Origin of the sequence: Pseudomonas sp. B21-028 (assembly GCF_024749045.1) — a bacterium.
Lineage (GTDB): Bacteria > Pseudomonadota > Gammaproteobacteria > Pseudomonadales > Pseudomonadaceae > Aquipseudomonas.
On sequence record NZ_CP087184.1, the window covers coordinates 1,080,089 to 1,105,241 of the forward strand.

The window sequence follows — 25,153 nt, forward strand, 5'->3', positions numbered from 1 at the left end:
TGGTCGGCATTTGTTGCCGGCACCGGCGTTCAGGTGCGCATCAGCGCCTCCAAGCGCAACGCGTCGGGGATGGCGGCGCCACTGGCGGTGTTGTCGAAGATGCACCAGGTTGGCGTATCGGGCTCGCGTTTCAATTGCCGGGCGAGTTGCTCCAGCCAAGTGTCCTCATAGCGGGAGTGGTAGATCCGCGGTGAGCCGTGCAGCCGGTAGTAACGCACCCCAGGCCAGCCTCCAGGCTGATCGCAGCCGGGTAAGGGCGATGGATCGGCGGCAACGCGGCCGATGTGTTCATCGTGCAGCAATGCCGTGACGTGCGCGGCCAGCCAGCTTGGATGTCGGGGCTCAAGCACCGCGTGGCCCTGATAGTGGTCCCGCAAGGCGCTGAAAAACGATTCGGCCACCGCCGCATCGAAGGCCAGTGAGGGTGGCAGCTGGATCAACAGGCAGCCCAGCTTTTCCCCCAATTGCGAACATTGCCCGAGAAACTCATCCACAAGCCCGTCGCAATCGCGCAATCGCCGTTCATGGGTGATCTGCTTGGGCACCTTGACCGAGAAGCGGAAGTCCGGCACGACGCTGTCCGCCCACTTGGCATAGGTGGCGGGACGGTGCGGGCGGTAGAACGAACTGTTGATCTCCACGGCCGGGAAGCGGGCGCTGTAGCGTTGCAGGTGGGTGCCGTCCTCGGGAAAGGCCGGCCATTGCTCTCGGGGCAGCGACCAGCCGGCGCAGCCCAGGCGAAGGAGAGAGTGGTAGAGTGAAGTCGGCAAGTGCGAAGGCCCGATTGCAAGCGTTACAATCTGTGACCGTTGCATTTGCTTCAAAACTGCAAATTTTTTGGGTGTAGCCTCGAGAGGCTACATCGAGCAAAGTAGCCTTTTAAGGCTACAGACTGCTCATTGGGATTTCAGGATATACGTCACAAGCAGTCCCACTCCGATGCTTAGGCTGAAACTTAGCAGTGTTCCCAGCAGCACATACTCACTTATGGATCGCACCTTGGCGTTCTGGATTTCATTGAAGCGCAAAATGCTTTTTGCCGTCAGGAGAAAACCGACCGCTTCCCATTGTTCCAGTAATACAAACGTCAAAATCAGAAGCCGTTCCAGATAGCCGATCAATGTTCCGGCGTTGGCCAGGGAGCCGGTATTGTCGATCTCCTTGATCCATGGGCTGAGTATCGTGCTTATCATGGCGGAAGCGGGACGCAGCATCGATATGTAGGCAAGACCGACTGCAAGTAATGGTGTGGTGATCAGCTTGGTCAAAGAAACCTGGAGACTCGCAGCGTTGTTTTCGGAAATCAGCCAGACCGCAACCAAGCTGGTCACTAGGATGGCTTGTCCGGACAGCAATACCAGAGTCGGAGATTTGGATGCGCTCGGAGTAAGAATGAGGGTTAGAAATCGAGCGACTGCCATGAGTAACCCGGCCTTCCAGGCGAAGATGTCATTATCACGCAACAGAACCATCAATAATGAAAAAACGATGAAATAGACGCCTGCAATCAACAGACTGATAATGACCTTCCGGCTAAAGTGGAAGGGCGGTTGCAAGATACTGTGACTGGATATCCAGAAGCCCAGCACCACGTGCGCCAATATCAAAATGACGAGCAAGGCCGATGTCTCAACCATGGGACAGCTCTCTGATCAGTCGGCTGGTGTAGGCCAGATATTTATCCAGCAAACGTGCCTGGGCACGCTGCAACGCTTTGTTAATGGTGATACGAGATTTTCCTAGCGCATCGGCAATGCTCTGTTGGTCGGTCGCTTCGATCAGATGAATAGCGTAGGTTTGAGCTTCGACAGCCGTCCATTGATCGAGTATGGCGGCTACGAACTCTGTCAGCAGCTCCGTACGTTCTTGGAACGCCTGATAGCCGCTGAATATTGCCAGGGTGTTTTTCTTCATGCTGTCGAGTCCTTGGCCGGACAAGACGAAGGCTTCGCGGTAGGTCTGCGACTGCTGTGCAGAACCTATGCCTATCGCTATCCGTGCATCCCAGCGTTCTCTTTCAGGACTAGCTGCCACCAGGGCCGCTCGTAGAGCAATGGCGCAGTGAAGCGCCTGCTCGGGTCGGTTCAGCAAAATCTGAAAACCATCCCCGCGAAAGGTTTCCGCTTTTGCTTTGTAGCGTTTTTCCAGTTGCTTAAGCACCGCTTTCAAACCAGTGATATAGGCGAGCGTATTTTCTGCGCTTTGCGAGTGGATCAAGTCGCCGGTCAATACTGCCTCTAATTTCATTACAAGAGCCCTATCATTTGATGTCTCACCGTAGCCTTTAAAGGCTACTTCTTCAATAGTAGCCTTTAAAGGCTACTTTTTCGTTTCGTCAGTAGATCTCGCCCATTTCTCCAACGCAAACTCCACAAAACTGCGCAGCTTCGGCAACCGGTAGCGATCCTGGGCGTAGATCAGGTTCATTGGCCGATGGGGCAATTGATAATCCTGCAGCAGCGCCACCAGATGACCATCCTTCAGGTCCTGTTCCACCAGCGCATCGGGCAGCATCACCACGCCCATGCCGGCCAGGGCGGCGCGGTGCAGGCCCGCCGAGCTGTTGATCAGCATCGGTCCGTTCACCGGCACTTTGATTTCTCCATCCGAGCCGTTGATGGGCCAGTGGTCCTGAGCGAAGCGCCACTCGTCGCCGGCGGAATAGGCGAACGACAGGCAGTCGTGCCGTTGCAGGTCGGCGGGTTGTTGCGGGGTGCCCCGGCGGGCCAGGTAGGCCTTGGACGCGCAGATCGTCAGGGTGTAATCCATCAAGGGACGGGCGATCAATTTCGGATCGGACAGACCGAGGCGGATGGCGGCATCGAAGCCGTGGTCGAGCAGGTCCAGGCGCTGGTTGGTCAGTACCACGTCGAGTTTGACTTGCGGATGGCGCTGGCTGAATTCGGCCAGGGCCGGCGCAAGGCGTTCGGTGCCGAAGGTCAGCGGCGCGGTGATGCGCAGGGTACCGGCGGGTTCGCCTTGAGTCTGTTCGGCCAGGCGCTCGGAGTCGGCCACCAGCCCCAGGACTTCCAAGCAACGCTGATAATAGGTCGAGCCAAATTCCGTCAGACGCTGCCGACGGGTCGTGCGGTTGATCAGGCGCACCCCCAAGCGTTGTTCCAGTGCCCGAAGGTGATTGCCCACCATGGTGGTGGACATTTCGCATGCCTGGGCCGCCGTGGTCAGGCTCCCGGTTTCTACCACTTTGACGTAAACCGTCATTGCCTGGAACAGATCCATTATCAAGCCTGGCTTCTAAATGATTGAAGTAAAGCAGCGTTTATCCAGCAGAGGTGGCTAACCATACTGGAAAAAACCACCCGATGGAGCTTGATGTCATGACCGCCGCCTGCCTGATGACCACCTACCAACCCTTGGCCCTGAGTTTTACCCACGGGCTGGGGACACGCCTGTGGGACCAGGACGGTCGTGAATACCTCGATGCGGTGGCCGGTGTGGCGGTGACCAATGTCGGTCACTCCCATCCCCGGCTGGTAGCCGCCATCAGCGAGCAGGCCGGTCTGTTGCTCCACACGTCGAATCTGTACAGCATCGACTGGCAGCAACGGCTGGCGCAGAAGCTCACGCAACTGTCGGGGTTGGAGCGGGTGTTTTTCAATAATTCGGGTGCCGAGGCCAACGAGACCGCGTTGAAGTTGGCGCGTCTCTACGGCTGGCACAAAGGCATTGAGCAGCCCCTGGTGGTGGTCATGGAAAACGCTTTTCATGGACGCACCCTGGGTACCCTGTCCGCCAGCGACGGCCCGGCGGTACGGCTGGGGTTCAACCGGTTGCCGGGGGATTTCATCAAGGTGCCGTTCGGCGATCTCGCCGCGCTGGAAGATATCCAGCAGGCCCACGGTGAACGCATCGCCGCGATACTGGTGGAACCGATCCAGGGTGAAAGCGGTGTGCAAATGGCACCGCCGGGCTACCTCAAGGCTTTGCGGCAACTGTGCTCCCGGCGTGCCTGGTTGTTGATGCTCGACGAGATCCAGACCGGCATTGGCCGCACCGGCCAATGGTTCGCGTTCCAGCACGAGGGCATCGTGCCGGATGTCATGACCCTGGCCAAAGGGTTGGGCAATGGCGTGCCCATCGGCGCGTGCCTGGCGCGGGGCAAGGCGGCCGAGCTGTTCACCCCCGGCAGTCATGGCAGCACCTTCGGTGGTAATCCGCTGGCTTGCCGGGTCGGTTGCACGGTATTGGACATCATCGAAGAGCAGGATCTGGTGGGCAATGCCAAGCGCCAGGGTGGGCAACTGCTCGCCCGGCTGCGGGCGGAGCTGGCGGATAACCCGAACGTGCTGGCGATTCGTGGTCAGGGATTGATGATCGGCATCGAGCTCAAGCAACCGGTCCGCGACCTGGCGCTTTGCGCAGCCCGGGACCACGGCCTGTTGATCAATATCACCCGGGGCAAGACCATCCGGTTGTTGCCACCGTTGACGATCGATGGCCGGGAAATCGAGATGATTGTCCGGGGGGTAAGCCGCAGCCTCGTCCAGTGATAAAAATCGACCCAGGCGAAGCGCAGCGTGACGGAATTTTTAACGTTTGCTGCGTTCCAACGCCAGCCAGAGTCGATTGCCCATGCCCTGGCACTTCAGACTGAAAAACCAGGAGCTTGTCCCCATGTTCACCTCGCGTCGCTTGATCGTTGTCGCTACCGCTGTGGCCCTGTTGTCCGGCTGCGCGTCGCCTAACCCGTATGACAACCAGGGCCAGGCCTCCACGGATTCTTCAGGGATGAGCAAGACTGCCAAGTATGGCGGCCTCGGAGCCCTGGCCGGTGCACTGGCCGGTGCGGCCATCGATCACAACAATCGTGGCAAGGGCGCATTGATCGGCGCCGCGGTCGTGGGGGCTTCCGCGGCAGGTTATGGCTACTACGCCGACCAGCAAGAAAAGAAACTGCGGGCCAGCATGGCCAACACCGGTGTTGAAGTGCAGCGCCAGGGCGACCAGATCAAGCTGATCATGCCGGGCAACATCACTTTCGCCACCGACTCGGCGAACATTGCCTCCAGCTTCTACCAGCCGCTGAACAACCTGGCCAACTCCCTCAAGGAGTTCAACCAGAACCAGATCGAAATCGTCGGTTACACCGACAGCACCGGCAGCCGCCAGCACAACATGGACCTGTCCCAGCGCCGTGCCCAGAGCGTGGCGACCTACCTGACGTCCCAGGGCGTCAGCGGCGCCAACCTGAGCGCCCGAGGCGCCGGTCCGGATAATCCGGTGGCCAGCAACGCTGACGTCAACGGGCGGGCGCAGAACCGTCGTGTGGAAGTCAACCTCAAGGCCATTCCGGGCCAGCAGTACCAGGCACCGGCGCAGCAAGGGCAGACTTACCAGCAGTACCCATGATTGCCTGACGGCACATGAAAACGGGGCCCATGGAAACATGGGCCCCGTTTTCTTTGGGGGTTATCAGTTCTTTGGCCTGGCACTGCACCTTGTGGCGAGGGGGTAAATCCCCTCGCCACAAATTATCTTCTCATCACAGAGATGGTCACTTGAGTGATGGGGCTCAGTTGGCCTCTTTCACCGCACTCAGAAACGCACACGTACGTTCCTGCTGCGGGTGCTCGAAGATCTGCGCCGGCGTGCCCTGTTCGTGGATCTGACCCTTGTAGAAGAAGCACACCCGGTCGGCGAATTCCCGGGCGAAGCCCATCTGGTGGGTCACCATCAGCATCGTCAGGTTGTGCTCGGCTCCCAGCCTGCGGATCACATTGAGCACCTCGCCGCACAGTTCCGGGTCGAGGGCCGAGGTCACTTCGTCGAACAGCATCACCTTCGGCCGCATCGCCAGGGCCCGGGCAATGGCCACGCGTTGTTGCTGGCCGCCGGAGAGCTGCGAAGGATAGTGCTCGAGCTTGCTGCCCAACCCCACCATGTCCAACAGATCGGCGGCACGCTCCCGGGCTTCCTTCGGGTTCATGCCCAATACCTGCACCGGCGCCTCGATCACGTTCTGCAATGCGGTCATGTGGGGGAACAGGTTGAAGCTCTGGAACACCATGCCGATCTTGCCCCGCACCCGGCGGATATGCCGGTCGTTGGCCGGCACCAGCACGCCGTTGCGGTTGGGCATGTGGGTCAGTGAATCGTCTTCGATGAAGATCTGCCCATGGTTGATCCCTTCCAGCGTCATCAATACCCGCAGCAAAGTGGATTTGCCCGAGCCGCTGGGCCCGATGATCGCGACCTTTTCACCGGGCGCGACGTCGAGGTTCAGATGATCCAACACAGTAAAACTGCCGTAGCTTTTGCTCACGTCCTGGAAACTCACGATCGGCCGGGACGGTATCGGATCCTGCATGGCCGGGGCCTCCTGCTGCGATGCCAGCGTACTGCGCCGGGACAAGTCGATGGACGAAGACAGAGGTAAAGTCATTAGCGTAGCTCCATGCGCGTTTCAAGGCGCCGTACCAGCCAGGCCAGGGCGAGGCTCAGGGCGAGGAAGAACAGGCCGACCATGGTGATCGGTTCCAGGTAGCGGAAATTCTCGGAGCCGATGTTCTTGGCCTGCTGCATGATTTCCACCACGGTGATTGCCGACAGCACGGGCGTGTCCTTGAGCATCGCCACCAGGTAGTTGCCCAGCGGCGGCACGATTGGTCGCAAGGCCTGGGGCAGGATGATGTTGCGGTAGGCGTCGTAGGGCGCAATGTTCAACGCCGTCACCGCTTCCCACTGCGCCCGTGGCACCGCGTCGAGGCCACTGCGATACACCTCGGCGATGTAGCAGGCGTAGTGCAGGCCGATGCCGAGGATGCCGACTTGCATGGCCGTCAGGCTCAAGCCGTAGTTGGGCAAGACGTAGTAGAGGAAATACACCTGGATCAGCAACGGCGTGCTGCGGATGAACTCGATGACCAATGCGGTCGGCCAGGACAGCCAGAGTTTCTGGCTGCGACGACCAATCGCCAGGAACAGCCCCAGCACGATCGCAATCACAAAGCCGATCAGGGTGATGCCCACGGTGTTGAGGGAGGCGCGCAGCAGGTCCGGCAGGATCTGCGCGGCGTAAGACCAGTCGAACAACGTCATGACAGACCTCCGCGCATCCGGCCCCGGCTCAACCGACGCTCGACGTTGCGCATGCCGAAGTTGATGGCCTGGGCCAGGACGAAATACAGCACCAGCGCCAGGCTGAAAATTTCCAGGGTCTGGAAGGTTGCCTGATCCAACTGACGGGCCCGGAAACTCAAGTCCGACAAGGTGATCAGCGACACCAGCGAGGTATTCTTCAACAACTCGATCAGCAGGTTGGTGCCCGGTGGAATGGCGGCCAGCAAGGCCTGAGGCAGGATGATCCGCTGGAAGCGCTTGAAGCCGCTGAAGTTCAGCGCCGTGCAGGCCTCGTATTGGCCCTTGGCAACCGAGCTGATGGCGCCGCGCATGACCTCGGCCCCGTAGGCACCGATGTGCAGACCCAGGCCGACGATCGCCACGGCGTAGGGGCTCAGCTCGATGTTGAACGGTGGCAGCGGCAACACGAAGAACAGCCAGAACAACTGCACCAGCAGCGAGGTGCCCCGGAATATTTCGATATAGCTGATGGAAAACCAGCGCAGCGCCCGCCATGGCGACAGCCGCCCCAGGGCCGCGAGGACCGCCGCGACAATGGCCAGCAGCGAGCCGAAGAACGTCACCTGCAGCGTGACCCAGGCCCCTTGTATCAATAACGGAAGTAGTTCGCCCATGGTTCAACCCGATATCCGATGAAGCAGGGAACAGGCATCACGCCGTATGCGTCATGCCTGTTTCGAAGCGCCGGTTTCTACTGGGCGCAGAGTTCGGCGGCGGTTTTGCTGGTCACGTTGGACTTGTCGAAACCGAACGGCGCGACGGCCTTGAGGTGTTCCTCGGAGCCCAGCCACTTTTTCAACTCGGCATTGACCGCGTCGCGCAGGTCCTTATCTTCGGGACGGAAGGCGAGGGCGCCGTAGCCGATGTGGGACGGATCGTCCTTGAATTCGGACATGGCCTCGACCTTGTCGCCACCCTTGGCCGCCAGGCCTTTCATGGTCAACTGGGTGCCGACGGCCGCATCGGCGCGACCGGCGCGCACCGCCTGCAACTGAGCGGTGGTGTCGGGCACCTGGAGGATCTGCTCGTCCTTGACTCCGGAGTCGCGGGCGTAGGCCAGGTTCACCGTACCGGCCATGATCGCCAGCTTCACATCCGGCTGCTTGGCGATGTCTTCATAGCTGTGGAGTTTTTTCGGGTTGCCCTTGGCGACGAGCAAGGCGTCGGGCAATTGGTATTGCGGATCGGTGAACAGTACCTGCTTGCAGCGCGCCGGGGTGATGTACATGCCGGCGGCGATCACGTCGAAGCGACCGGCGCGCAGGCCGGGGATCAGCGAGCCCCATTCGGTGAGCACGCCGTTGACCTGCTTGATGCCCATCTTGGCGAAGATGATCTTGGCGATTTCCGGCGATTCACCGGTCACGGTACCGTCGGTTTCGGTGAAGGCGAACGGGGTTTCGTTGGCGTAGCCGATCCGGATACTGTCGTTGCTTTTGACCGTCTCCAGGGTACTCGCCTGGACGCTGCCGGCCAGGCCGAGTACGGCGCAGGTCAACAAGAACCGACGCAAGGGCGCGCAGGTGCCGGGAAGAAAATTGCTCATCGATGAAATCTCCTGTTTCTTGTGGATCCGTCAGCCGACGGTTCTGTGGTAGGAGGCAGTGTTACAAGAGCAAAGCGTACAGCGGCTGATCCGGGCCGGACCTTGGAAATGCGCCGGTACAGGTCGATCCGGCTTGTTGTCAGGGTAGCAACTTGCCTGGACGACGACCTTGGACCGGAGCATACAAAAGCCTCGGCAATGATTGCATTGCACTAGGACAATTGCTTTGCCGCGATTCCCGCGGGATGCTGTGCGCACCAGAATACACGCGGGTTGCAGCGTCATGGATAAATGGAAATCGGCCCTGGATGTCGCCCGCAGCGGTGAGTCCAAATACAAGATTCTGGTCCAGGCCATCGCCGAGGATATCGAGCAGGGCGTCCTGGCCAACGACCAGCGTCTGCCGCCGCAACGGCAAATGGCCGACGCCATGGGCATCAGCGTGCAGACCGTGACCAATGCCTATAAGGAACTGGAGCGCCAGGGGCTGGTGCGTTGCGAGGTGGGGCGCGGCAGTTTCGTTTCGCGGCGCATGAGCGACCGGGTCGCGACTTACATCCTCGACAGCCCCGAGCGGGCGCTGGTGGATTTCTCCAATGCGCGGATCCTGCACACCCGCGAGCACGACCAGTTCTGGCGTGATACCTGCGCCGAGTTGAGCACCGAAGAGGACCAGCCGTGGATTCACGCCTTCCGGCCGATTGCCGGCTACGAATCCCACCGCGAAGCGGCTGCCCAGTGGATCGGCCGACAGAAGCTGAAGGTCGACCGCAATGACATCCTGATCACCAACGGCGCCGCCCATGGGATCTTTCTGGCCCTGGCGTCGCTGGCCGGACCCGATGACGTGGTGCTCTGCGAAGGGCTGACGGATCACGGCGTGATTGGCAACTCCCAGGTACTGGGCTTCACCCTCAAGGGCCTCGAAATGGACCGGTATGGCATTGACCCGGAACACTTCGAGGACATGTGCAGCAACGAGCGCATCACCGCCCTGGTGTGCACACCGAACCTCAACAACCCCACCACCAGCCTGATGCCGGATGCCCGTCGCCGGGAAATCGCCGGGATCGCCCGGCGTTTCGGGGTGCACATCATCGAGGATGACGTGTATGGCCCGCTGCTGGACGAACGCCGGGCGCCGCCTGTCAGCCATTACCTGCCGGAGCTGTCGTTCTATTGCACCAGCATGACCAAATCAGTGCTCACCGGGCTGCGCACCGGCTACCTGGTGGTGCCCAAGCGCCTGGCATTGCGCACCGAGAGCATCTTGCGGGTCAACAGCTGGATGGGCACGCCGATGGTGTCTGAAATCGCGGCCCGCTGGATTCGCGACGGTCGTGCGGATGCCCTGGTGCACTTGCAACGCCGGTTATTGACTGGGCGCCAGGCAATGGTGACCGAGTACATGGGCGAGCACGTGCTAGGGCAGCATCCTCACGCATTGAACACCTGGATCGGCATCCCGCCCCATTGGGAAGTGGACAGCCTGGTGCGAGCGCTACGGCACAAGCACATCGCCGTGACCTCCCCCGATCCGTTCACCGTCCGCGGCACCCCAAGGCCCCGGGCGGTGCGGGTGTGTGTCGGTGCCGAATGCAGCGACGAGGAAATGCGTCATGCGCTGATCGGCATGCGGGAGATCTTCAACCAGTACCCGCAGATCCATGATTTCTGAAGACCTCAACACCGCCCCTTGTGGGAGCGAGCCTGCTCGCGATGGCGGCGTTACATTCAACACTTGTGCAAGCTGACACACCGCTATCGCGAGCAGGCTCGCTCCCACAGGGATTTGTGGTGTGTGGAGAATTAAATTGCCCTAGTACATTCATCACCACAATCCAGCCCTCTTAGACTGCGCCCAACACATCAACCCGGGACGCGGTCATGGCAGTCTTGCAGCTTCAGGATATCTACCTCGCTCGCCAGCGCATCGGGGCACTGGTGCGGCGTACGCCAATGGAACATTCCCCCAGCCTGTCGCGGTTGATGGGCGTGGCGGTGTACCTCAAGCTTGAATCCCTGCAGATCACTGGCAGCTTCAAGCTGCGCGGTGCGAGCAATGCCGTGGCGCAGCTCAGCCCGGCGCAAAAGGCCCAGGGTGTGGTGACCGCGTCGACCGGCAATCATGGCCGGGCGCTGGCCCATGCCGCGTCGCAACAAGGGGTCAAGGCGATTGTCTGCCTCTCCAACCTGGTGCCGGCCAACAAGGTCCAGGCAATCCGTGACCTGGGCGCCGAGGTGTGCATCGTCGGCCAGTCTCAGGACGACGCCCAGCGCGAAGCCGAGCGCATCGCCACAGAGCAGGGCGCGACCTTCCTGCCGCCCTTCGATCACCCGGCGATCATCGCCGGCCAGGGCACCCTCGGCCTGGAAATCCTCGAACAGCAACCGGACGTGGCCCAGGTGCTGGTGCCGTTGTCCGGCGGCGGGCTGTTCGCCGGTGTCGCCCTGGCGCTCAAGAGCGCCAACCCGGCCATCCAGGTCCACGGCATCAGCATGGCCCGTGGCGCCGCGATGCACGCCAGCCTCGCGGCCGGCCATCCGGTGGACGTCGAAGAACTGCCGACGCTGGCCGACTCCCTCGGTGGCGGCATTGGCCTGGACAACCGCTACAGCTTCGCCATGACCCGCCAACTCAGCGACAGCGTGCACCTGCTCTCGGAAGCGTCCATCGCCAGCGCCCTGCGCCATGCCTATCACCAGGAACGACTGGTGTTGGAAGGCGCGGCGGCGGTGGGCATCGCGGCGTTGCTCGACGGCCTTATCGAGCCACGCGGGCCCATCGTGCTGGTGGTCAGCGGCCGCAACGTCGACACCGAACAACATGCCCGCGTGCTCGCCGGCGCCGATCAATAACAACGCACAACGGAGCCTGTCATGAGTCAAGTCACCTTATTGAGCGAAGCCGACCTGCGCAGTTGCGTGGCCCTCGACCTGCCCAGCATCGACGCCATCGAACAGGCCTTCGTATTGCTGGCGACGGCGGCGGTGGCGATGCCGCCGATCCTGCGCCTGGACATTCCCGAGCATAACGGCGAAGTGGACGTGAAGACCGCCTACCTGCCGGGCCTGGAACGGTTCGCCATCAAGGTCAGTCCCGGTTTCTTCGACAACCCCAAGCTGGGCCTGCCCAGCCTCAACGGCATGATGATGCTGCTGTCGGCGCGCACCGGCCTTCTGGAGGCGCTGCTGCTGGACAATGGCTACCTCACCGCCGTGCGCACGGCGGCGGCTGGCGCCGTGGCGGCGCGCTGCCTGTCGCGTCAGCAGAGTCGCAGCGTGGCGTTGATCGGCGCGGGGGAGCAGGCGGTGTTGCAGCTTCAGGCGCTACGGCTGGTGCGACCTGTCGATGAGGTGCGGGTCTGGGCCCGCGATGAGCAAAAAGCCAAGGCTTTCAGCGTCGAACTGGCCCGCAATACCGGCCTGTCGGTGACGATGTGCCCGGACATCGACAGCGCAATGGAAGGCGTGGACATCGCCATCACCTGCACCCCCAGCCGCGAGCCGCTGATCGAAGCCCGGCACCTTCATCCCGGCCTGCACATCACCGCGATGGGGTCGGACGCCGAACACAAGAACGAGATTGCCCCCCAGGTCCTGGCCGCCGTCGACCGCTACGTCGCCGACCGCCTGAGCCAGACCCGGGTGCTTGGTGAGCTGCACCACGCCCTGGCCGCCGGCGCCGTCCACGACGAGTCCGCCCTGGTGGAACTGGGCCAGGTGTTGGCCGGGCAGCGGCCCGGGCGTACCGATGAAGCGCAGGTGACCTTGTGCGACCTCACGGGCACCGGCGCCCAGGACACCGCCATCGCCAACCTGGCGTTCGAGCGAGCCAGGGCCGCGGGCAAGGGTTACCCATTCGGTCGTTAACCATTTTCCATTCGTGCGTCATTGAACAGAGGACAAGTGGATGTCAGAGATAGTCGTCAAGCTTCCGTTCCAACGGGAGGAATACGCCCAGCGCCTGGCGAAGGTCCGCGTGGCCATGCAGGCCCAGGGCCTGGAGCTGTTGCTGGTCACCGATCCATCGAACATGGCCTGGCTCACCGGCTACGACGGTTGGTCGTTCTACGTGCACCAGTGCGTGCTGCTGGCGCTGGACGGCGAGCCGGTGTGGTTCGGTCGCGGACAGGACGCCAACGGCGCCCGGCGCACGGTGTTCATGCAGGCCGACAACATCGTCGGTTACCCGGACATCTACGTGCAGTCCCGCGAGCGCCATCCCATGGACTACCTGTCCCGGGAAGTGATCATCGCCCGGGGCTGGGGCGCATTGACCATCGGCGTGGAAATGGACAACTACTACTTCAGCGCCGCCGCCTACCTGTCGCTGCAACGCCATTTGCCCCAGGCAAAGCTGGTGGACGCCGTGGGCCTGGTGAACTGGCAACGGGCAGTCAAGTCGCCCCAGGAAATCGCCTACATGCGCATCGCCGCGCGCATCGTCGAAAACATGCACGGGCGCATCCTCGAGCGGATCGAGCCGGGCATGCGCAAGAATGAACTGGTGGCCGACATCTACCAGAGCGGCATTCTTGGCGCCGACGGCCATGGCGGCGATTACCCGGCCATCGTGCCGTTGTTGCCCACCGGTGCCGACGCCAGCGCGCCGCACCTGACCTGGGACGATTCGCCGTTCGAAAAGGGCGCCGGCACCTTCTTCGAGATCGCCGGTTGCTACAAGCGCTATCACTGCCCGCTGTCGCGCACCATTTACCTGGGCAAGCCGCCCCGGCATTTTCTCGACGGCGAAAAGGCCGTGGTCGAAGGCATTGCCGCCGGCCTGGACGCGGCCAAGCCGGGCAACACCACGGGGGACATCGCCGTGGCGTTCTTCAAGGTGCTGGAGAAATTCGGCATCCACAAGGACAGTCGTTGCGGCTACCCCATCGGCATCAGCTACCCGCCGGATTGGGGCGAACGCACCATGAGCCTGCGTCCCGGCGACACCAGTGTGTTGCAACCGGGCATGACCTTCCACTTCATGCCGGGGCTGTGGATGGATGACTGGGGCCTGGAAATCACCGAGAGCATCCTCATCACCGAGACGGGCGTCGAGACGCTGTGCAACGTGCCCCGCCAACTGTTCGTGAAGGATTGAACCATGAGTGATTTGCCCGCCAATCCCATCCACGCCACGGTCGACTTCAGCCGCGAGGGCGTGCAGCACGGTTTTCTCAAGCTGCCGTATTCACGGGACGACTCGGCCTGGGGCGCGGTGATGATCCCCATCACCGTGATCCAGCGCGGCAGCGGCCCGACGGCCCTGCTCAGCGGTGGCAACCATGGCGACGAGTACGAAGGTCCGGTGGCGCTGAGCAAACTGGCGCAGCGCCTGACGGCCGAGGAGGTGAGCGGACGCGTGATCATCGTGCCGTTCATGAACACCCCGGCGTTCCACGCCGGGCGGCGGACGTCGCCCATCGACAAGGGCAACCTCAACCGCAGTTTCCCTGGCCGGCCGGACGGCACCGTCACCGAGAAAATCGCTGACTATTTCAATCGCACGTTGTTGCCGTTGGCGGACATTGTCCTGGACATCCATTCCGGTGGCCGGACCCTGGATTTCCTGCCGTTCGCTGCCTGCCATGTGCTGCCGGACAAGCAGCAACAGGCCCGCTGCGAAGCCGGGATGCTCGCCTTCAACGCGCCGTACTGCATGCGCATGCTGGAGCTGGACGCCGGGGCGATGTACGACACGGCGGCCGAATCCCAGGGCAAGGTGTTCGTCACCACCGAACTGGGTGGCGGCGGTTCATCGACCGCCCGCAGCGTGGCGATTGCCGAGCGCGGGGTACGCAACCTGTTGATCCATGCGGGCATCCTGCGGGGCGAGATCCAGTTACAGCCGTCGCTGATGCTCGACATGCCGGACGCCAGTTGCTTCATCGCCAGTGAGCATGATGGCTTGCTGGAAATGTGCCGCGACCTGGGTGAACACGTGACCCGCGGCGAGGTGGTGGCGCGCATCCACGACGCCACCCGCAGCGGCGTCGCCCCGGTGGAATACCGCGCCGCCCGCAGCGGATTGCTGGCGGCGCGGCACTTTCCGGGGCTGGTGCAGTGCGGCGATACATTGGCGGTGATTGCGGATGTGTTGGCGTGATTGCCTGGCCAAGCGGCACACCCTGTGGCGGGAAGGTTGTGAGAGCAAGGCTTGCCCTAGTACCAGACAGTTAAGGATCAAACGGCGCAACACCTGTGGGAGCAAAGCTTGCTCGCGATAGTGGCAGGCCAGTCGATATGGTTGATGACGGACTTGGCGCAATCGCGAGCAAGCTTTGCTCCCACACATTCTCTCGGTTTCTGGAGACTCTCCTCGTGCACAAACTCGATCGCTACGACCTCAAGATCCTGCAGATCCTCGCCGAGGATGGGCGGATTACCAAGTCGAGCCTGGCCGAGGCCGTCAACCTGTCGGTGACGCCGACCTGGGAGCGGGTGCGCAAGCTGGAAATGGCCGGCTTGATCACCGGCTACCAGGCTCAGATCGACTGGGGGGTGGTGTTCAAGCGCCAACAGGTGCTGGTGGAGATCACCCTCGCCCGGCACACCGCACAGGACATGCGTCGTTTCGAACAGCGCATGGCCACGGCACCGGAAGTCGCGTTCTGCTACGCCACCGGTGGCGGGGTGGATTACCTGGCGATGATCCAGGCGCCGGACGTCGATCATTACCAGCGTTTCGTCGATCAACTGCTGCTCGAAGACCTTGGCATCGAGCGCTATTTCACCTACGTGGTCACCAAAACCATCAAGACCGCCGGGGCCGTCCCGGCGGAGTTGGCGCAGTCGTCCTGAGCACCGCAGAAACCACTTTTCCGCGCTGCTGTTTCAGAAAAAAGCCACCGTTTCACCCCGGCAATCACCCGATTACTCAAGTGCCGCTGCCCTAGCATGGGTTCACGCACACGCTCTGGAGTGAACGTCATGCCTTACCAACATCCGCTGCTGTTCAAAGCGCTTTGCTACATCGATGGTCATTGGGTCCACAGCGACAGCGGTGACAGTATTGCCGTGCATAACCCCGCCACCCGCACGGTGATCGGCCATGTGCCCATGCTCGACCCGCCGCAGATCGTCGCGGCGGTGGACGCGGCGCATCGTGCGTTCCCGGCGTGGCGCGAGCTGAGCCTGGACGCCCGTGGCGCTGTCCTGCAACGCTGGGCGGCGCTGATCCTCGAACACCGCGAAGACCTGGCGAGCATTCTCAGCCTGGAGCAGGGCAAGCCACTGGCCGAATCCCGTGGCGAAATCGCCTACGCCGCGAGTTTCATCCCGTGGTTTGCCGAAGAGGCCCGGCGCTTGTACGGGCAGAACATTCCCAGCCACATTCCCAATGCGCACCTGGGCACGATCAAGGAGCCGGTCGGCGTCTGCGCCTTGCTCACGCCATGGAACTTCCCCTCGGCGATGATCACCCGCAAGGCCGCCGCCGCGCTGGCCGCCGGTTGCACCGTGGTCATCAAGCCGGCCCACGAAACGCCATATTCGGCCCTGGCCCTGGCGCAACTGGCCGAGGAAGCGGGCTTTCCCGCCGGGGTGTTCAACGTGGTGCTGGGCGAGCCGCAAATGACCATGGAAACCCTGGTCAAGGACCGTCGCGTGCGCTCCGTGAGTTTCACCGGCTCCACCCGGGTCGGCAAACTGGTATTGCAAGCGGCCGCTCACGATGTGAAGAAAGTCGCGTTGGAGCTGGGTGGCAACGCACCGTTCATTGTTTGCGCCGATGCCGACCTGGCGCTGGCGGTCAAAGTGGCGGTGGAAGCGAAGTTCCAGACCTCGGGCCAGGATTGTTGCGCGGCCAACCGGATCATGGTCCAGCGTCCGGTGTACCAGGCGTTCCTCGGCCGTTTCGCGGCGGCGGTCCGTGCCTTGCGGGTCGGGCCGGCCATGGTCGATCAACAGGAGCAGGACGTCGACGTCGGTCCGTTGATGCACCAGGCCGCGTTCGATGTCACCGCCGACCGGGTTGCCGACGCGCTGGCCCTTGGCGCGCAACGCCTGGTGGGGGGCGAGGCGCATGCCCTGGGCGGGTTGTTTTACCAGCCGACGGTGCTGGCCGATGTCACCCCGCGGATGCGCATCTATCGTGAAGAAAACTTCGCCCCCATCGCCGGGGTGATGCCGTTCGACACCCTGGATGAAGCCATCGAGATGGCCAACGACACCGAGTACGGCCTGGCAGCCTATATTTGCTCCAACCGCCTGGACCTCATCTATCCGCTGATCCGCCGTCTCGATCACGCCATGGTGGCAGTCAACGGCGTCAAATTCACCGGCCACCCGATCCCCTTCGGTGGCATGAAAGCCTCGGGCCTCGGCCGTGAGGGGGGCAGCGAGGGCTTCGAACCCTTCGTCGAAACCAAATACTTTTGCCTGCACCATCAAGGCCAGTTCCCAGGAGAATCCGCATGAGCCAAGAACTCAACACGCTGTTCGAGCAAGACCGCGCGCATTTCATGCACCCGTCGACCCACGCCCATGACCACGCCAGCGGTGCGCTCAAGGGACGGATCATCAAGAGCGCATCGGGCGTGCGCATCCGTGACCATGAGGGGCGCGATTTCATCGATGCCTTTGCCGGCCTCTACTGCGTGAACATCGGCTACGGCCGCACCGAAGTGGCCGATGCCATCTACAAGCAGGCCAAGGAGCTGGCCTACTACCACACCTATGTCGGCCATTCGAGCGAGGCAATCATCGAACTGTCGAGCCGCATCATGGACTGGGCGCCGGAGGGGATGAAAAAGGTCTACTACGGCTTGTCCGGCTCCGACGCCAACGAAACCCAGGTCAAGTTGGTGCGCTATTACAACAACGTGCTGGGGCGGCCGCAGAAGAAGAAAATCATCTCCCGTGACCGGGGCTACCATGGCTCGGGCATCATGACCGGCAGCCTGACCGGGTTGCCCACTTTCCATCAGCACTTCGACCTGCCGGTGGAAGGGGTCAAGCACACGGTCTGTCCGCACTGGTATCGCAAGGCACCGGCGGGCATGGACGAAGCGACTTTCGTGCGTTATTGCGCCGATGAGCTGGAAAAGATGATCCTGGCCGAAGGGCCCGACACCGTCGCGGCGTTCATCGGCGAACCGTTGATGGGCACCGGTGGCATCATCGTTCCGCCGGCCGGTTACTGGGCGGCGATCCAGGCGGTGCTGAATAAATATGACGTGTTGCTGATTGCCGATGAAGTGGTCTGCGCATTCGGTCGCCTCGGCTCGAAGATGGGTAGCCAGCGCTACGGCCTCAAGCCGGACCTGATCACCACCGCCAAGGGCCTGACCAGTGCCTATGCACCGCTGTCGGCGGTGATCATCGGCGAGAAGGTCTGGGGCGTGATCGAAAAAGCGTCGCAGTCCGAAGGCGCCATGGGCCATGGCTGGACCTATTCCGGGCACCCGATCTGCGCGGCGGCGGCACTGGCCAACCTCGACATCCTCGAGCGGGAAAACCTCACCGCCAATGCCGAGGAGGTCGGTGGCTACCTGAACCGGCGGTTGCGTGAAACCCTTGAAGGTCATCCGCTGGTGGGCGAAGTGCGCGGGGACGGCATGCTGGCGGCGGTGGAGTTCATGGCCGACCGCGAGCAGCGCACGGCTTTCGACCCCACCCTGAAAGTCGGCCCCAAGGTCTCGGCCGCCTGCCTGGAACGCGGCATGATCGCCCGCGCCATGCCCCACGGCGACATCCTGGGCTTCGCTCCACCGCTGATCCTCAGCCGTGAAGATGCCGACCTGATTGTTGACATCACCAAGGAAGCCGTCGATCAGGTGGCGGGTGAAGTGCTGGGGTGAGGCTGCGATAGCGTTTATCCGAACCGGTGGGGCTGGATCTGCTGCCGTCATCGCGAGCAGGCTCGCTCCCACAGGAGATCTGCGGTGAATGCACTATTCGGGACACAGCAGATCCTTTGTGGGAGCGGGCTTGCTCGCGAAGGCGTCGTGTCAGTCAGGCATCCATCAACTGATACACCGCTATCGCGGGCAAGCCCGCTCCCACAAGATCGGACACACCGCAGATCCACTGTGGGAGCGAGCCTGCTCGCGATAGCGGTCTACCAGAGTCGGTGAAGCCCGCCCTCAACGCGGCCCCAGCATCCGCGTTGGCGACTTGCCGTTGGCGTTGTGCTGGTAGATCTGCGTCGGCTGGCCTTGCTCATTGAAAAACACTTGCCCGATCCCGGCCGAGTTCCACAAGCGCTCACCCGCCTCGGCGTGTTCCGGGGTGTGGGGAACGATGCGCATGCGTCGGCGCTGGGTGAACCAGTTCAGGGGCGAGCGTGGGGCGTAGAGCCAGCGGTTCAGGCGGTCGAACCATTCCAGCAGCGCCGGCGGAAATTCATTCTTGATGCCACTGCTGGTGATCTGCCAGATCCGCGGGCCACCTTTGCGATGGGGGATCAACACTTCGTAGACGAAGGAATAATGCACATCCCCTGACAGCACCACGTAGTTACCCGGTGTCCGCGAGTGTCGGAAAATGTTCAGGATCACCTGGGCCGCGCCGCGGTGGGCCATCCAGTTTTCCGCGTCCACCAGCAGTGGATAACCACACCAACTGAACACCCGCTGCACGGTTTCGATCAGCTTTACCCCGAAGATCGGGGCCGGCGAAACGATGATCGCCGAAGGGTGGTCCAGCAGTTCCTGTTGCAGTTCGCTCAGGGCTTCCCAGTCCAGCAGACCTGAGGGATGCCTGAGGTTGCGTTCGCTGCGCCAGCGACGGGTACGGGTATCGAGCACCACCAGGGCCGGGGTGCTGGGCAACACGTAGTGCCACTGCTGGAAGCCCAGCAAGGTATCGATCAGGGTGTCCTGGGGCCCGCTGTCGAGGTAGCGGTCCCGTGCAGTGTCGCTCAGGGCCACGGTCTGGCGGACCACATCCTCGAACGCATCCGGGTTGTTGCCCCAGCCCTGGCAGAGCATGTAGGCGATCAGCGCGTTGCCGATGATGCGTTTGGAGAACGGATGGCCGTAGGCCGTTTCTTCCCACTGCGCGGACAGATTCCAGTCATCGGTAATGTCGTGATCGTCGAAGATCATCAGGCTCGACAGGTGCGCGAACACCCGCGCCACGCCACCCAGTCCGGTCCTGAAGCCATCGATGCGTTGCTGTTCCAACGCGTAGCGCTGGCGTCGCTCGGCGGTCAGCTCGGGTGGCTGCGGGTCGATCAGCGTCCAAGGCACCGGCGACCAGACCAGCAGATACATCGCCATGACCTCGGCGAAGGTCACCAGATGATTGTCGGCACTGCTGCTGGTGAAAATCGGCTTGCGCGCGCCACCGAAAAATCGCTCGCGCAGGGTTTCGTTGCTTTCCAGGGCCGGCAACAGATCGGCGCGATGGTAGTAGCTGGCCGGGTGTCGATAGAGCCGGGCGCTGTCTTCCACCACCGCACCGTCCAGGCACTCCTCGAACAGCCCCAGCCGCTCGATCAGCGCATGAATCGCCCGCAGCATCGGCCCGGCCACGTCATCGGCGTAGACTTGATCGCCACTCATCATCAACAACGCCGGCCGTTGCTCAGGCGTCTGGGCGAGCAACCGGTCGACACAGAGCAAACCGTCGTTGGCCGGATGATGAGGCTTGCGACACGAGCCGTGGACCAGTTGCCCGATACGCGAGTGCAGCACGAAGTTCGGCCGTTTCGCCTCGCCATACAGCAGGTGCGGCGCCCACTCGGCGATGGGCGCGCCGTCCACCAGGAGGTCGTATTCAAGCGCGACGTCCTGGGGCAATGGCTGGTCGAGCCGGACATCGATCAGGTGCACAAACGCTTGCTGGCCCACTGGCACCACTGTGCAGCGGTCGGTATCCAGCGCCAGATCGACCACACCCTCCACCCGCAACGTCAATGCCAGCGGCCGCGTCCCCACCAGCCACATCACCAGCCGCGTGGGCTCCAGCCGCCGTAGCAGCGGGCCGACCAGGACGGGGGGCAGGGCAGTGGAGATATCAGCGGTGGACGGCATGCGTGGGTAAGGCTCTGGTTCAGAACGAGGAGGGGATCATAACGCAATGCGCTTTGGCACTGAGGGATAGGGAGATACACCTCTTGTGGCGAGGGGATTTATCCCCGTTGGGCTAGCAGCCCCAACCAAACTACGAACGTGTCGCACATTCATGAATGAGGGCTGCTTTGCAGCCCAGCGGGGATAAATCCCCTCGCCACAAGAGCGGTGGCCAGTCGATCAGTAGTACGGTCACTGAACCTGATTGGCCGCTTGCGCTGCCTTGAGCAGATCCGTTCCGATCTCCTTCTCGAACTTCGCCCACACCGGCTTCATCTTGTCCCGCCAGGCTTTGCGCTGTTCCGGCGTGAGGGTAATGATCTCGGTGGTCTTGGCGTCCAGGACGTGTTGTTTGTCCTGCTGGTTCAACCGCTCTGCCTCACCGTTGGTATAGGTGGTCACCTCCACCACGATCTTGTCCAGTTCGGCGCGGATATCTGGCGGCAGGCCATTCCAGAAGTCGGAAGTGGTGATCCACATGTAGTCGAGTGCGCCGTGATTGGTTTCGGTGACGTACTTCTGCACTTCATGCAGCTTCTGATTGTAGAAGTTCGAATAGGGATTTTCCGCGCCATTGACGACGCCTGCGCGCAACGCCTGGTACGCCACGGAGAAAATCATCGGCTGCGCCTTGGCGCCGATTGCCTTGAACTGTTCCTCCAATACCGCGGAAGTCTGTATCCGGAACACCAGGCCACGGGCATCCTCGGGCATGCGCAGGGGTTTGTTGGCCGACAACTGCTTCATGCCATTGTGCCAATAGGCCAGGCCGACGATGTTCTTGCTTTCCATGGACTTGAGCAGCTTCTGGCCTTCGGCGCTCTGTTGAAAGCGTTCCACCGCCCCCATGTCGTCAAACAGGAACGGCAGGTCGAACAACTGCACGGTCTTGGTGTACTGCTCGAACTTGGCCAACGACCGCGCAATCATCTGCACATCCCCCAGCAGCAGGGCCTCCATCTCCTTGTCATCGTTGTACAGGGTGGAGTTGGGATACACCTCGACCTTCACCTTGCCCGCCAGCCGCTCCTCCACCAGCTTCTTGAACATCAGCGCGCCCTCGCCCTTCGGAGTATGTTCGGCCACGACGTGGGAGAATTTGATCACGATCGGGTCAGCCGCCATCGCGGTGGCCCATGCGCTGAGGGCGAGGATGCAGAAGAGCGTTTTCCATATCGGCTTGAGCATTGCGGACTTCCCTTTTTATTTGTCTTTATCGTACCGGCTCATTCAACCCCGGCGTACAGCGGACAAGGACAAGTCTAGGGGAAAAAACGCCGGCTGCAGGATGCCTGGCCACGAGAGGGGCGTCCGGTATCTGCTAGGCTATGCCGTCAGAATCGAGACGCCTTGACCCCGGTTTGCAGGCCATGAAGACCACCAAAAGTGAAGACTTTGAAGATGCCCTGAAAGGGCAGCAGGGCGTTATCTTCTTCAAGGGCTTCTGGCGACGGGCAAATGAAACCACGGCCGGTCGCAGTGGGGACCACGTTGACTTATGGAATGGCCGGCGCCTGACGGATTGGATGAGCTACGTGCGTATACAGATGGGTTTTTCGATCGAAGGTACGTTTTCGGATTTCCATGACTCCAAGTACATAGGGTCTGGAGGGGCATATGAACGTCATCAAGGGAGCGTTGTTTGTCCTCCTTATCATTGCTCTTGCAGCGGCGCCCTGAGGGGCGCCGCTGCAAGGCTGAGACTCACACCTTTGCAGGGTTCTGCTTTTGCGGATCAATGCCGTAAAGCCTGATCGCCTCGGCTACTTTTTCCCGGGATATTTTTCCGTCGTCGGCCAGGGCCTTCAACGCCGCGAGAGCGATGAAGTGCCGATCAACTTCGAAAAATCTGCGCAGCGATTCGCGGGTATCCGATTGGCCGAAACCGTCGGTGCCCAGGGCCACGAAGCGTCGATTGGGGACGAATGGGCGTATCTGGTCGGCGAATATCTTCATGTAGTCAGTCGCGACCACTACCGGGCCCTGTTTGTCTTGCAGGCAACTTTCCACGTAACCGATACGCGGCGCATGCTCGGGATGCAGCAGGTTCCAGCGTTCAGCTTCCTGCCCGTCGCGACGCAGTTCGGTCAGGCTGGTCACGCTCCAGACTTCGCTGCTAACGCCGAAGTCCTGTTCCAGCAACTGAGCGGCCGCGACCACTTCCTGGAGAATCGAGCCACAGCCCATCAGTTGGACATGCTTGTCCTCGACCGCTTTTTCAGGCGCCGAGAGCCGGTACATGCCCTTGAGGATGCCTTGCTCGACGCCTTCCGGCATCGCTGGATGGGCGTAGTTTTCGTTCAGCACGGTGATGTAATAGAAGATGTCTTCGTTTTCGGCATACATCCGCCGCATACCGTCCTGGATGATCACGGCCAGTTCATAGGCGTAGGTGGGATCATAGGACACGCAGCACGGGATGGTCGACGACAGCACATGACTGTGACCATCGTCATGTTGCAGGCCTTCACCCATTAGCGTGGTCCTGCCGGAGGTGGCGCCGAGCAGGAAGCCGCGGGCGCGTGCGTCACCTGCCGCCCAGGCGAGGTCGCCGACGCGCTGGAAGCCAAACATCGAATAGAAGATGTAGAAGGGCACCGTCATCACGCCGTGGGTGCTGTAGGACGTACTGGCGGCAATCCATGAAGAAATCCCGCCGGACTCGTTCAGTCCCTCCTGCATGATCTGGCCATCCCGGGCTTCTTTGTAATAGCTCAACTGGCCGGCGTCTTGAGGTGTATACAGCTGGCCCACGTGGGAATGAATACCGATCTGGCGGAACAGGCTTTCCATGCCAAAGGTGCGTGATTCGTCCGGGACAATGGGCACGATCAGCTTGCCGATGTTCGGATCCTTGAGCAACGTGCCGAGGATGCGCACGAATGCCATGGTGGTGGAGATTGCCCGTTCGCCAGTGCCTTTGAGCTGTGTGTCCAGGGTAGACAGAGGGGGAACCTGCAATGGCGCCACAGCATTGAAGCGTGCCGGGATGTAGCCGCCCAATTGGTTGCGCCTGGCTTGCAGGTAAAGGGCCTCGACGCTGTCCGCCGCTGGCTTGAGGTAAGGCATGTCGCCCAGTTGGTCATCGGTGAGGTCCAGTCCGAACCGATCCCTGAACGCCTTGACCGCGTCGTCGCCCATTTTCTTGAGTTGGTGATTGATATTCTGGCCTTCACCGGCTTCGCCCATGCCGAAACCCTTCACGGTCTTGGCCAGGATGACGGTCGGCCCGCCGGTATGGCGCATGGCAGCGGCATAGGCGTTGTGGACTTTCTCCGGATCGTGGCCGCCGCGAGACAGCTTCCAGATATCGTCATCGCTCAAGTCGCTGACCAGTTCCAGCAACTCCGGGTACTTTCCAAAGAAGTGCTCGCGCACATAGGCGCCGTTCTGGGACTTGTAGTTCTGGTAGTCGCCGTCCACGCACTCCATCATCCGCTGGCGCAGCAAGCCGCTCTTGTCCTTTTCCAGCAAGGCATCCCAGCCGCTGCCCCAGATCACCTTGATCACATTCCAGCCGGCCGCCCGGTACAGGCTTTCGAATTCCTGAATCACCTTGCTGTTGCCGCGCACCGGGCCGTCCAGGCGTTGCAGATTGCAGTTGACGACAAAGATGATGTTGTCGAGCTTCTCCCGGCCCGCCAGTGAAATCGCCGCCAGCGATTCCGGCTGGTCCATTTCACCGTCACCGAGGAAGGCCCAGACCTTGCGCCCCTGGTGTTCCTTCAGGCCGCGATCCTCCAGATAGCGCATGAATCGCGCCTGGTATGCGGCCGTGATGGGACCGAGCCCCATGGACACCGTCGGGAATTGCCAGAAGTCCGGCATCAGCCGTGGATGCGGATAGGACGAGACCCCATCGCGATCAGTCTCGCGACGGAAGTTATCCAACTGATCCTCGCTCAGGCGTCCTTCCAGGTAGGCGCGTGCATAGATGCCGGGCGAGGAGTGGCCTTGGATGTACACCATGTCACCGGCGAACTGCTCGGTTCGGCCACGGAAAAAATGTTCGAAGCCGACATCGTACAAAACCGCCGCCGACGCGTAGGACGCGATATGCCCGCCCACGTTCGAATGTTTGCCGGCGCGCAGCACCATGGCCAGCGCGTTCCAGCGGATGTAGGCGTTGATCCGGCGTTCCACGGTCAGGTCGCCGGGGTAAGGTTGCTGGCGATCGACCGGGATTGTATTGACGTAGGGCGTCGTCACGCGACCGTAGAAATCACCGTGGCGGTTGGCGTCGAAATCAAGCATCTGATCGATCAGGTAGTGGGCGCGAGGGCGCCCTTCGACACTCGCCACCGATTCAATGGATTCGAGCCATTCGCGAGTCTCTTGTGGATCCTCGTCGAGAAACATGGATTGTTGTGCCATCGTTGTCGTCTCCTGGACAAGTGCTGCAGCACCGAGTCGTTTGGTGCCTGACTAAGGGGCGTGGGTCGACGCCAACCTTCGAGAATTTTGTAGTTGCAGTTGCAACTACGTG

22 protein-coding genes are annotated in these 25,153 nt (G+C 61.7%); 11 read left to right on the plus strand and 11 right to left on the minus strand.

What is annotated here, in order from left to right:
- Nucleotides 1–29: 29 nt before the first annotated feature.
- From LOY35_RS04695 to LOY35_RS04710, 4 genes are all read right to left on the minus strand, one after another.
- Nucleotides 30–770, minus strand: coding sequence for a DUF72 domain-containing protein (locus LOY35_RS04695; RefSeq protein ID WP_258631040.1), 741 nt, complete (start codon nucleotides 768–770; stop codon nucleotides 30–32).
- Nucleotides 771–896: 126 nt separating this feature from the next.
- Complete coding sequence (locus LOY35_RS04700; protein ID WP_258631042.1) at nucleotides 897–1,637, minus strand: hypothetical protein; 741 nt, start codon at nucleotides 1,635–1,637, stop codon at nucleotides 897–899.
- Nucleotides 1,630–2,247 carry a hypothetical protein gene (locus LOY35_RS04705; protein ID WP_258631044.1) on the minus strand — a complete coding sequence of 206 codons (618 nt, stop codon included), beginning with the start codon at nucleotides 2,245–2,247 and terminating at the stop codon, nucleotides 1,630–1,632. Before LOY35_RS04705 ends, LOY35_RS04700 begins: the two co-directional genes overlap by 8 nt.
- Nucleotides 2,248–2,319: 72 nt before the next feature.
- On the minus strand, nucleotides 2,320–3,240 hold the full coding sequence (locus LOY35_RS04710) for a LysR family transcriptional regulator (protein WP_258631047.1): 921 nt from the start codon (nucleotides 3,238–3,240) through the stop codon (nucleotides 2,320–2,322).
- Nucleotides 3,241–3,338: 98 nt separating this feature from the next.
- On the opposite strand from LOY35_RS04710, the gene LOY35_RS04715 reads away from it, so the two are divergent.
- On the plus strand, nucleotides 3,339–4,511 hold the full coding sequence (locus LOY35_RS04715) for an aspartate aminotransferase family protein (protein ID WP_258631049.1): 1,173 nt from the start codon (nucleotides 3,339–3,341) through the stop codon (nucleotides 4,509–4,511).
- Between the two features lie 124 nt (nucleotides 4,512–4,635).
- A complete protein-coding gene (locus LOY35_RS04720; RefSeq protein WP_024777561.1) occupies nucleotides 4,636–5,370 on the plus strand; it encodes an OmpA family lipoprotein in 735 nt (244 codons plus the stop codon).
- A gap of 163 nt (nucleotides 5,371–5,533) precedes the next feature.
- Here LOY35_RS04720 and ehuA read toward each other — a convergent pair whose 3' ends face one another.
- The 4 genes from ehuA to ehuB all read right to left on the minus strand — a co-directional run bounded on the left by ehuA (nucleotide 5,534) and on the right by ehuB (nucleotide 8,647).
- Nucleotides 5,534–6,403 carry an ectoine/hydroxyectoine ABC transporter ATP-binding protein EhuA gene (gene ehuA, locus LOY35_RS04725; RefSeq protein WP_408981181.1) on the minus strand — a complete coding sequence of 290 codons (870 nt, stop codon included), beginning with the start codon at nucleotides 6,401–6,403 and terminating at the stop codon, nucleotides 5,534–5,536.
- On the minus strand, nucleotides 6,403–7,059 hold the full coding sequence (gene ehuD / locus LOY35_RS04730; RefSeq protein WP_258631051.1) for an ectoine/hydroxyectoine ABC transporter permease subunit EhuD: 657 nt from the start codon (nucleotides 7,057–7,059) through the stop codon (nucleotides 6,403–6,405). The genes ehuA and ehuD overlap by 1 nt, the downstream gene beginning before the upstream one ends.
- Nucleotides 7,056–7,715 (minus strand): ectoine/hydroxyectoine ABC transporter permease subunit EhuC, encoded by a 660-nt coding sequence (gene ehuC / locus LOY35_RS04735; RefSeq protein ID WP_258631054.1) that lies wholly within the window; start codon nucleotides 7,713–7,715, stop codon nucleotides 7,056–7,058. The genes ehuD and ehuC overlap by 4 nt, the downstream gene beginning before the upstream one ends.
- A 77-nt stretch (nucleotides 7,716–7,792) precedes the next feature.
- Nucleotides 7,793–8,647 (minus strand): ectoine/hydroxyectoine ABC transporter substrate-binding protein EhuB, encoded by an 855-nt coding sequence (gene ehuB, locus LOY35_RS04740; RefSeq protein WP_258631056.1) that lies wholly within the window; start codon nucleotides 8,645–8,647, stop codon nucleotides 7,793–7,795.
- Nucleotides 8,648–8,930: 283 nt separating this feature from the next.
- Here ehuB and LOY35_RS04745 point away from each other — a divergent pair, with 283 nt between their 5' ends.
- From LOY35_RS04745 to LOY35_RS04780, 8 genes are all read left to right on the plus strand, one after another.
- Nucleotides 8,931–10,325 (plus strand): PLP-dependent aminotransferase family protein, encoded by a 1,395-nt coding sequence (locus LOY35_RS04745; RefSeq protein WP_258631059.1) that lies wholly within the window; start codon nucleotides 8,931–8,933, stop codon nucleotides 10,323–10,325.
- 209 nt (nucleotides 10,326–10,534) lie between these two features.
- Nucleotides 10,535–11,506 carry a hydroxyectoine utilization dehydratase EutB gene (eutB, locus tag LOY35_RS04750; protein WP_258631062.1) on the plus strand — a complete coding sequence of 324 codons (972 nt, stop codon included), beginning with the start codon at nucleotides 10,535–10,537 and terminating at the stop codon, nucleotides 11,504–11,506.
- 21 nt (nucleotides 11,507–11,527) lie between these two features.
- Complete coding sequence (locus LOY35_RS04755; protein WP_258631063.1) at nucleotides 11,528–12,520, plus strand: cyclodeaminase; 993 nt, start codon at nucleotides 11,528–11,530, stop codon at nucleotides 12,518–12,520.
- A 40-nt stretch (nucleotides 12,521–12,560) separates the two neighbouring features.
- Nucleotides 12,561–13,751, plus strand: a complete 1,191-nt coding sequence (doeA, locus tag LOY35_RS04760; protein ID WP_258631065.1) for an ectoine hydrolase DoeA — start codon at nucleotides 12,561–12,563, stop codon at nucleotides 13,749–13,751.
- Nucleotides 13,752–13,754: 3 nt separating this feature from the next.
- The gene (gene doeB, locus LOY35_RS04765) at nucleotides 13,755–14,756 is read left to right on the plus strand and encodes a N(2)-acetyl-L-2,4-diaminobutanoate deacetylase DoeB (RefSeq protein WP_258631067.1); all 1,002 of its coding nucleotides are present in this window, start codon (nucleotides 13,755–13,757) and stop codon (nucleotides 14,754–14,756) included.
- Between the two features lie 215 nt (nucleotides 14,757–14,971).
- The gene (locus LOY35_RS04770; RefSeq protein WP_258631070.1) at nucleotides 14,972–15,451 is read left to right on the plus strand and encodes an Lrp/AsnC family transcriptional regulator; all 480 of its coding nucleotides are present in this window, start codon (nucleotides 14,972–14,974) and stop codon (nucleotides 15,449–15,451) included.
- A gap of 129 nt (nucleotides 15,452–15,580) precedes the next feature.
- Complete coding sequence (locus tag LOY35_RS04775; RefSeq protein ID WP_258631072.1) at nucleotides 15,581–17,068, plus strand: NAD-dependent succinate-semialdehyde dehydrogenase; 1,488 nt, start codon at nucleotides 15,581–15,583, stop codon at nucleotides 17,066–17,068.
- Nucleotides 17,065–18,450: an aspartate aminotransferase family protein gene (locus tag LOY35_RS04780; RefSeq protein WP_258631074.1), complete on the plus strand. Its 1,386-nt coding sequence runs from the start codon at nucleotides 17,065–17,067 to the stop codon at nucleotides 18,448–18,450. The genes LOY35_RS04775 and LOY35_RS04780 overlap by 4 nt, the downstream gene beginning before the upstream one ends.
- Nucleotides 18,451–18,735: 285 nt before the next feature.
- On the opposite strand, the gene LOY35_RS04785 is transcribed toward LOY35_RS04780, so the two are convergent.
- Together LOY35_RS04785 and LOY35_RS04790 are read right to left on the minus strand one after the other, a co-directional pair.
- A complete protein-coding gene (locus LOY35_RS04785) occupies nucleotides 18,736–20,628 on the minus strand; it encodes an alkaline phosphatase D family protein (protein ID WP_258631076.1) in 1,893 nt (630 codons plus the stop codon).
- 231 nt (nucleotides 20,629–20,859) lie between these two features.
- Complete coding sequence (locus LOY35_RS04790; RefSeq protein ID WP_258631078.1) at nucleotides 20,860–21,855, minus strand: TRAP transporter substrate-binding protein; 996 nt, start codon at nucleotides 21,853–21,855, stop codon at nucleotides 20,860–20,862.
- Nucleotides 21,856–22,037: 182 nt separating this feature from the next.
- Between LOY35_RS04790 and LOY35_RS04795 the strand changes: the two genes are divergently transcribed.
- The gene (locus LOY35_RS04795; RefSeq protein ID WP_258631080.1) at nucleotides 22,038–22,421 is read left to right on the plus strand and encodes a type VI secretion system amidase effector protein Tae4; all 384 of its coding nucleotides are present in this window, start codon (nucleotides 22,038–22,040) and stop codon (nucleotides 22,419–22,421) included.
- On the opposite strand, the gene aceE is transcribed toward LOY35_RS04795, so the two are convergent.
- Complete coding sequence (aceE, locus tag LOY35_RS04800) at nucleotides 22,372–25,041, minus strand: pyruvate dehydrogenase (acetyl-transferring), homodimeric type (protein ID WP_258631082.1); 2,670 nt, start codon at nucleotides 25,039–25,041, stop codon at nucleotides 22,372–22,374. The genes LOY35_RS04795 and aceE overlap by 50 nt on opposite strands.
- Nucleotides 25,042–25,153 lie beyond the last annotated feature (112 nt).

Excerpts from the sequence above, each read along its gene's own strand:
- LOY35_RS04700 (WP_258631042.1), bottom strand. The coding sequence starts at position 1,637 with ATGGTTGAGACATCGGCCTTGCTCGTCATTTTGATATTGGCGCACGTG.
- LOY35_RS04705 (WP_258631044.1), bottom strand. The coding sequence starts at position 2,247 with ATGAAATTAGAGGCAGTATTGACCGGCGACTTGATCCACTCGCAAAGC.
- LOY35_RS04710 (WP_258631047.1), bottom strand. The coding sequence starts at position 3,240 with ATGGATCTGTTCCAGGCAATGACGGTTTACGTCAAAGTGGTAGAAACC.
- LOY35_RS04715 (WP_258631049.1), top strand. The coding sequence starts at position 3,339 with ATGACCGCCGCCTGCCTGATGACCACCTACCAACCCTTGGCCCTGAGT.
- LOY35_RS04720 (WP_024777561.1), top strand. The coding sequence starts at position 4,636 with ATGTTCACCTCGCGTCGCTTGATCGTTGTCGCTACCGCTGTGGCCCTG.
- ehuA (WP_408981181.1), bottom strand. The coding sequence starts at position 6,403 with ATGACTTTACCTCTGTCTTCGTCCATCGACTTGTCCCGGCGCAGTACG.
- ehuD (WP_258631051.1), bottom strand. The coding sequence starts at position 7,059 with ATGACGTTGTTCGACTGGTCTTACGCCGCGCAGATCCTGCCGGACCTG.
- ehuC (WP_258631054.1), bottom strand. The coding sequence starts at position 7,715 with ATGGGCGAACTACTTCCGTTATTGATACAAGGGGCCTGGGTCACGCTG.
- ehuB (WP_258631056.1), bottom strand. The coding sequence starts at position 8,647 with ATGAGCAATTTTCTTCCCGGCACCTGCGCGCCCTTGCGTCGGTTCTTG.
- LOY35_RS04745 (WP_258631059.1), top strand. The coding sequence starts at position 8,931 with ATGGATAAATGGAAATCGGCCCTGGATGTCGCCCGCAGCGGTGAGTCC.
- eutB (WP_258631062.1), top strand. The coding sequence starts at position 10,535 with ATGGCAGTCTTGCAGCTTCAGGATATCTACCTCGCTCGCCAGCGCATC.
- LOY35_RS04755 (WP_258631063.1), top strand. The coding sequence starts at position 11,528 with ATGAGTCAAGTCACCTTATTGAGCGAAGCCGACCTGCGCAGTTGCGTG.
- doeA (WP_258631065.1), top strand. The coding sequence starts at position 12,561 with ATGTCAGAGATAGTCGTCAAGCTTCCGTTCCAACGGGAGGAATACGCC.
- doeB (WP_258631067.1), top strand. The coding sequence starts at position 13,755 with ATGAGTGATTTGCCCGCCAATCCCATCCACGCCACGGTCGACTTCAGC.
- LOY35_RS04775 (WP_258631072.1), top strand. The coding sequence starts at position 15,581 with ATGCCTTACCAACATCCGCTGCTGTTCAAAGCGCTTTGCTACATCGAT.
- LOY35_RS04780 (WP_258631074.1), top strand. The coding sequence starts at position 17,065 with ATGAGCCAAGAACTCAACACGCTGTTCGAGCAAGACCGCGCGCATTTC.
- LOY35_RS04785 (WP_258631076.1), bottom strand. The coding sequence starts at position 20,628 with ATGCCGTCCACCGCTGATATCTCCACTGCCCTGCCCCCCGTCCTGGTC.
- LOY35_RS04790 (WP_258631078.1), bottom strand. The coding sequence starts at position 21,855 with ATGCTCAAGCCGATATGGAAAACGCTCTTCTGCATCCTCGCCCTCAGC.
- LOY35_RS04795 (WP_258631080.1), top strand. The coding sequence starts at position 22,038 with ATGAAGACCACCAAAAGTGAAGACTTTGAAGATGCCCTGAAAGGGCAG.
- aceE (WP_258631082.1), bottom strand. The coding sequence starts at position 25,041 with ATGGCACAACAATCCATGTTTCTCGACGAGGATCCACAAGAGACTCGC.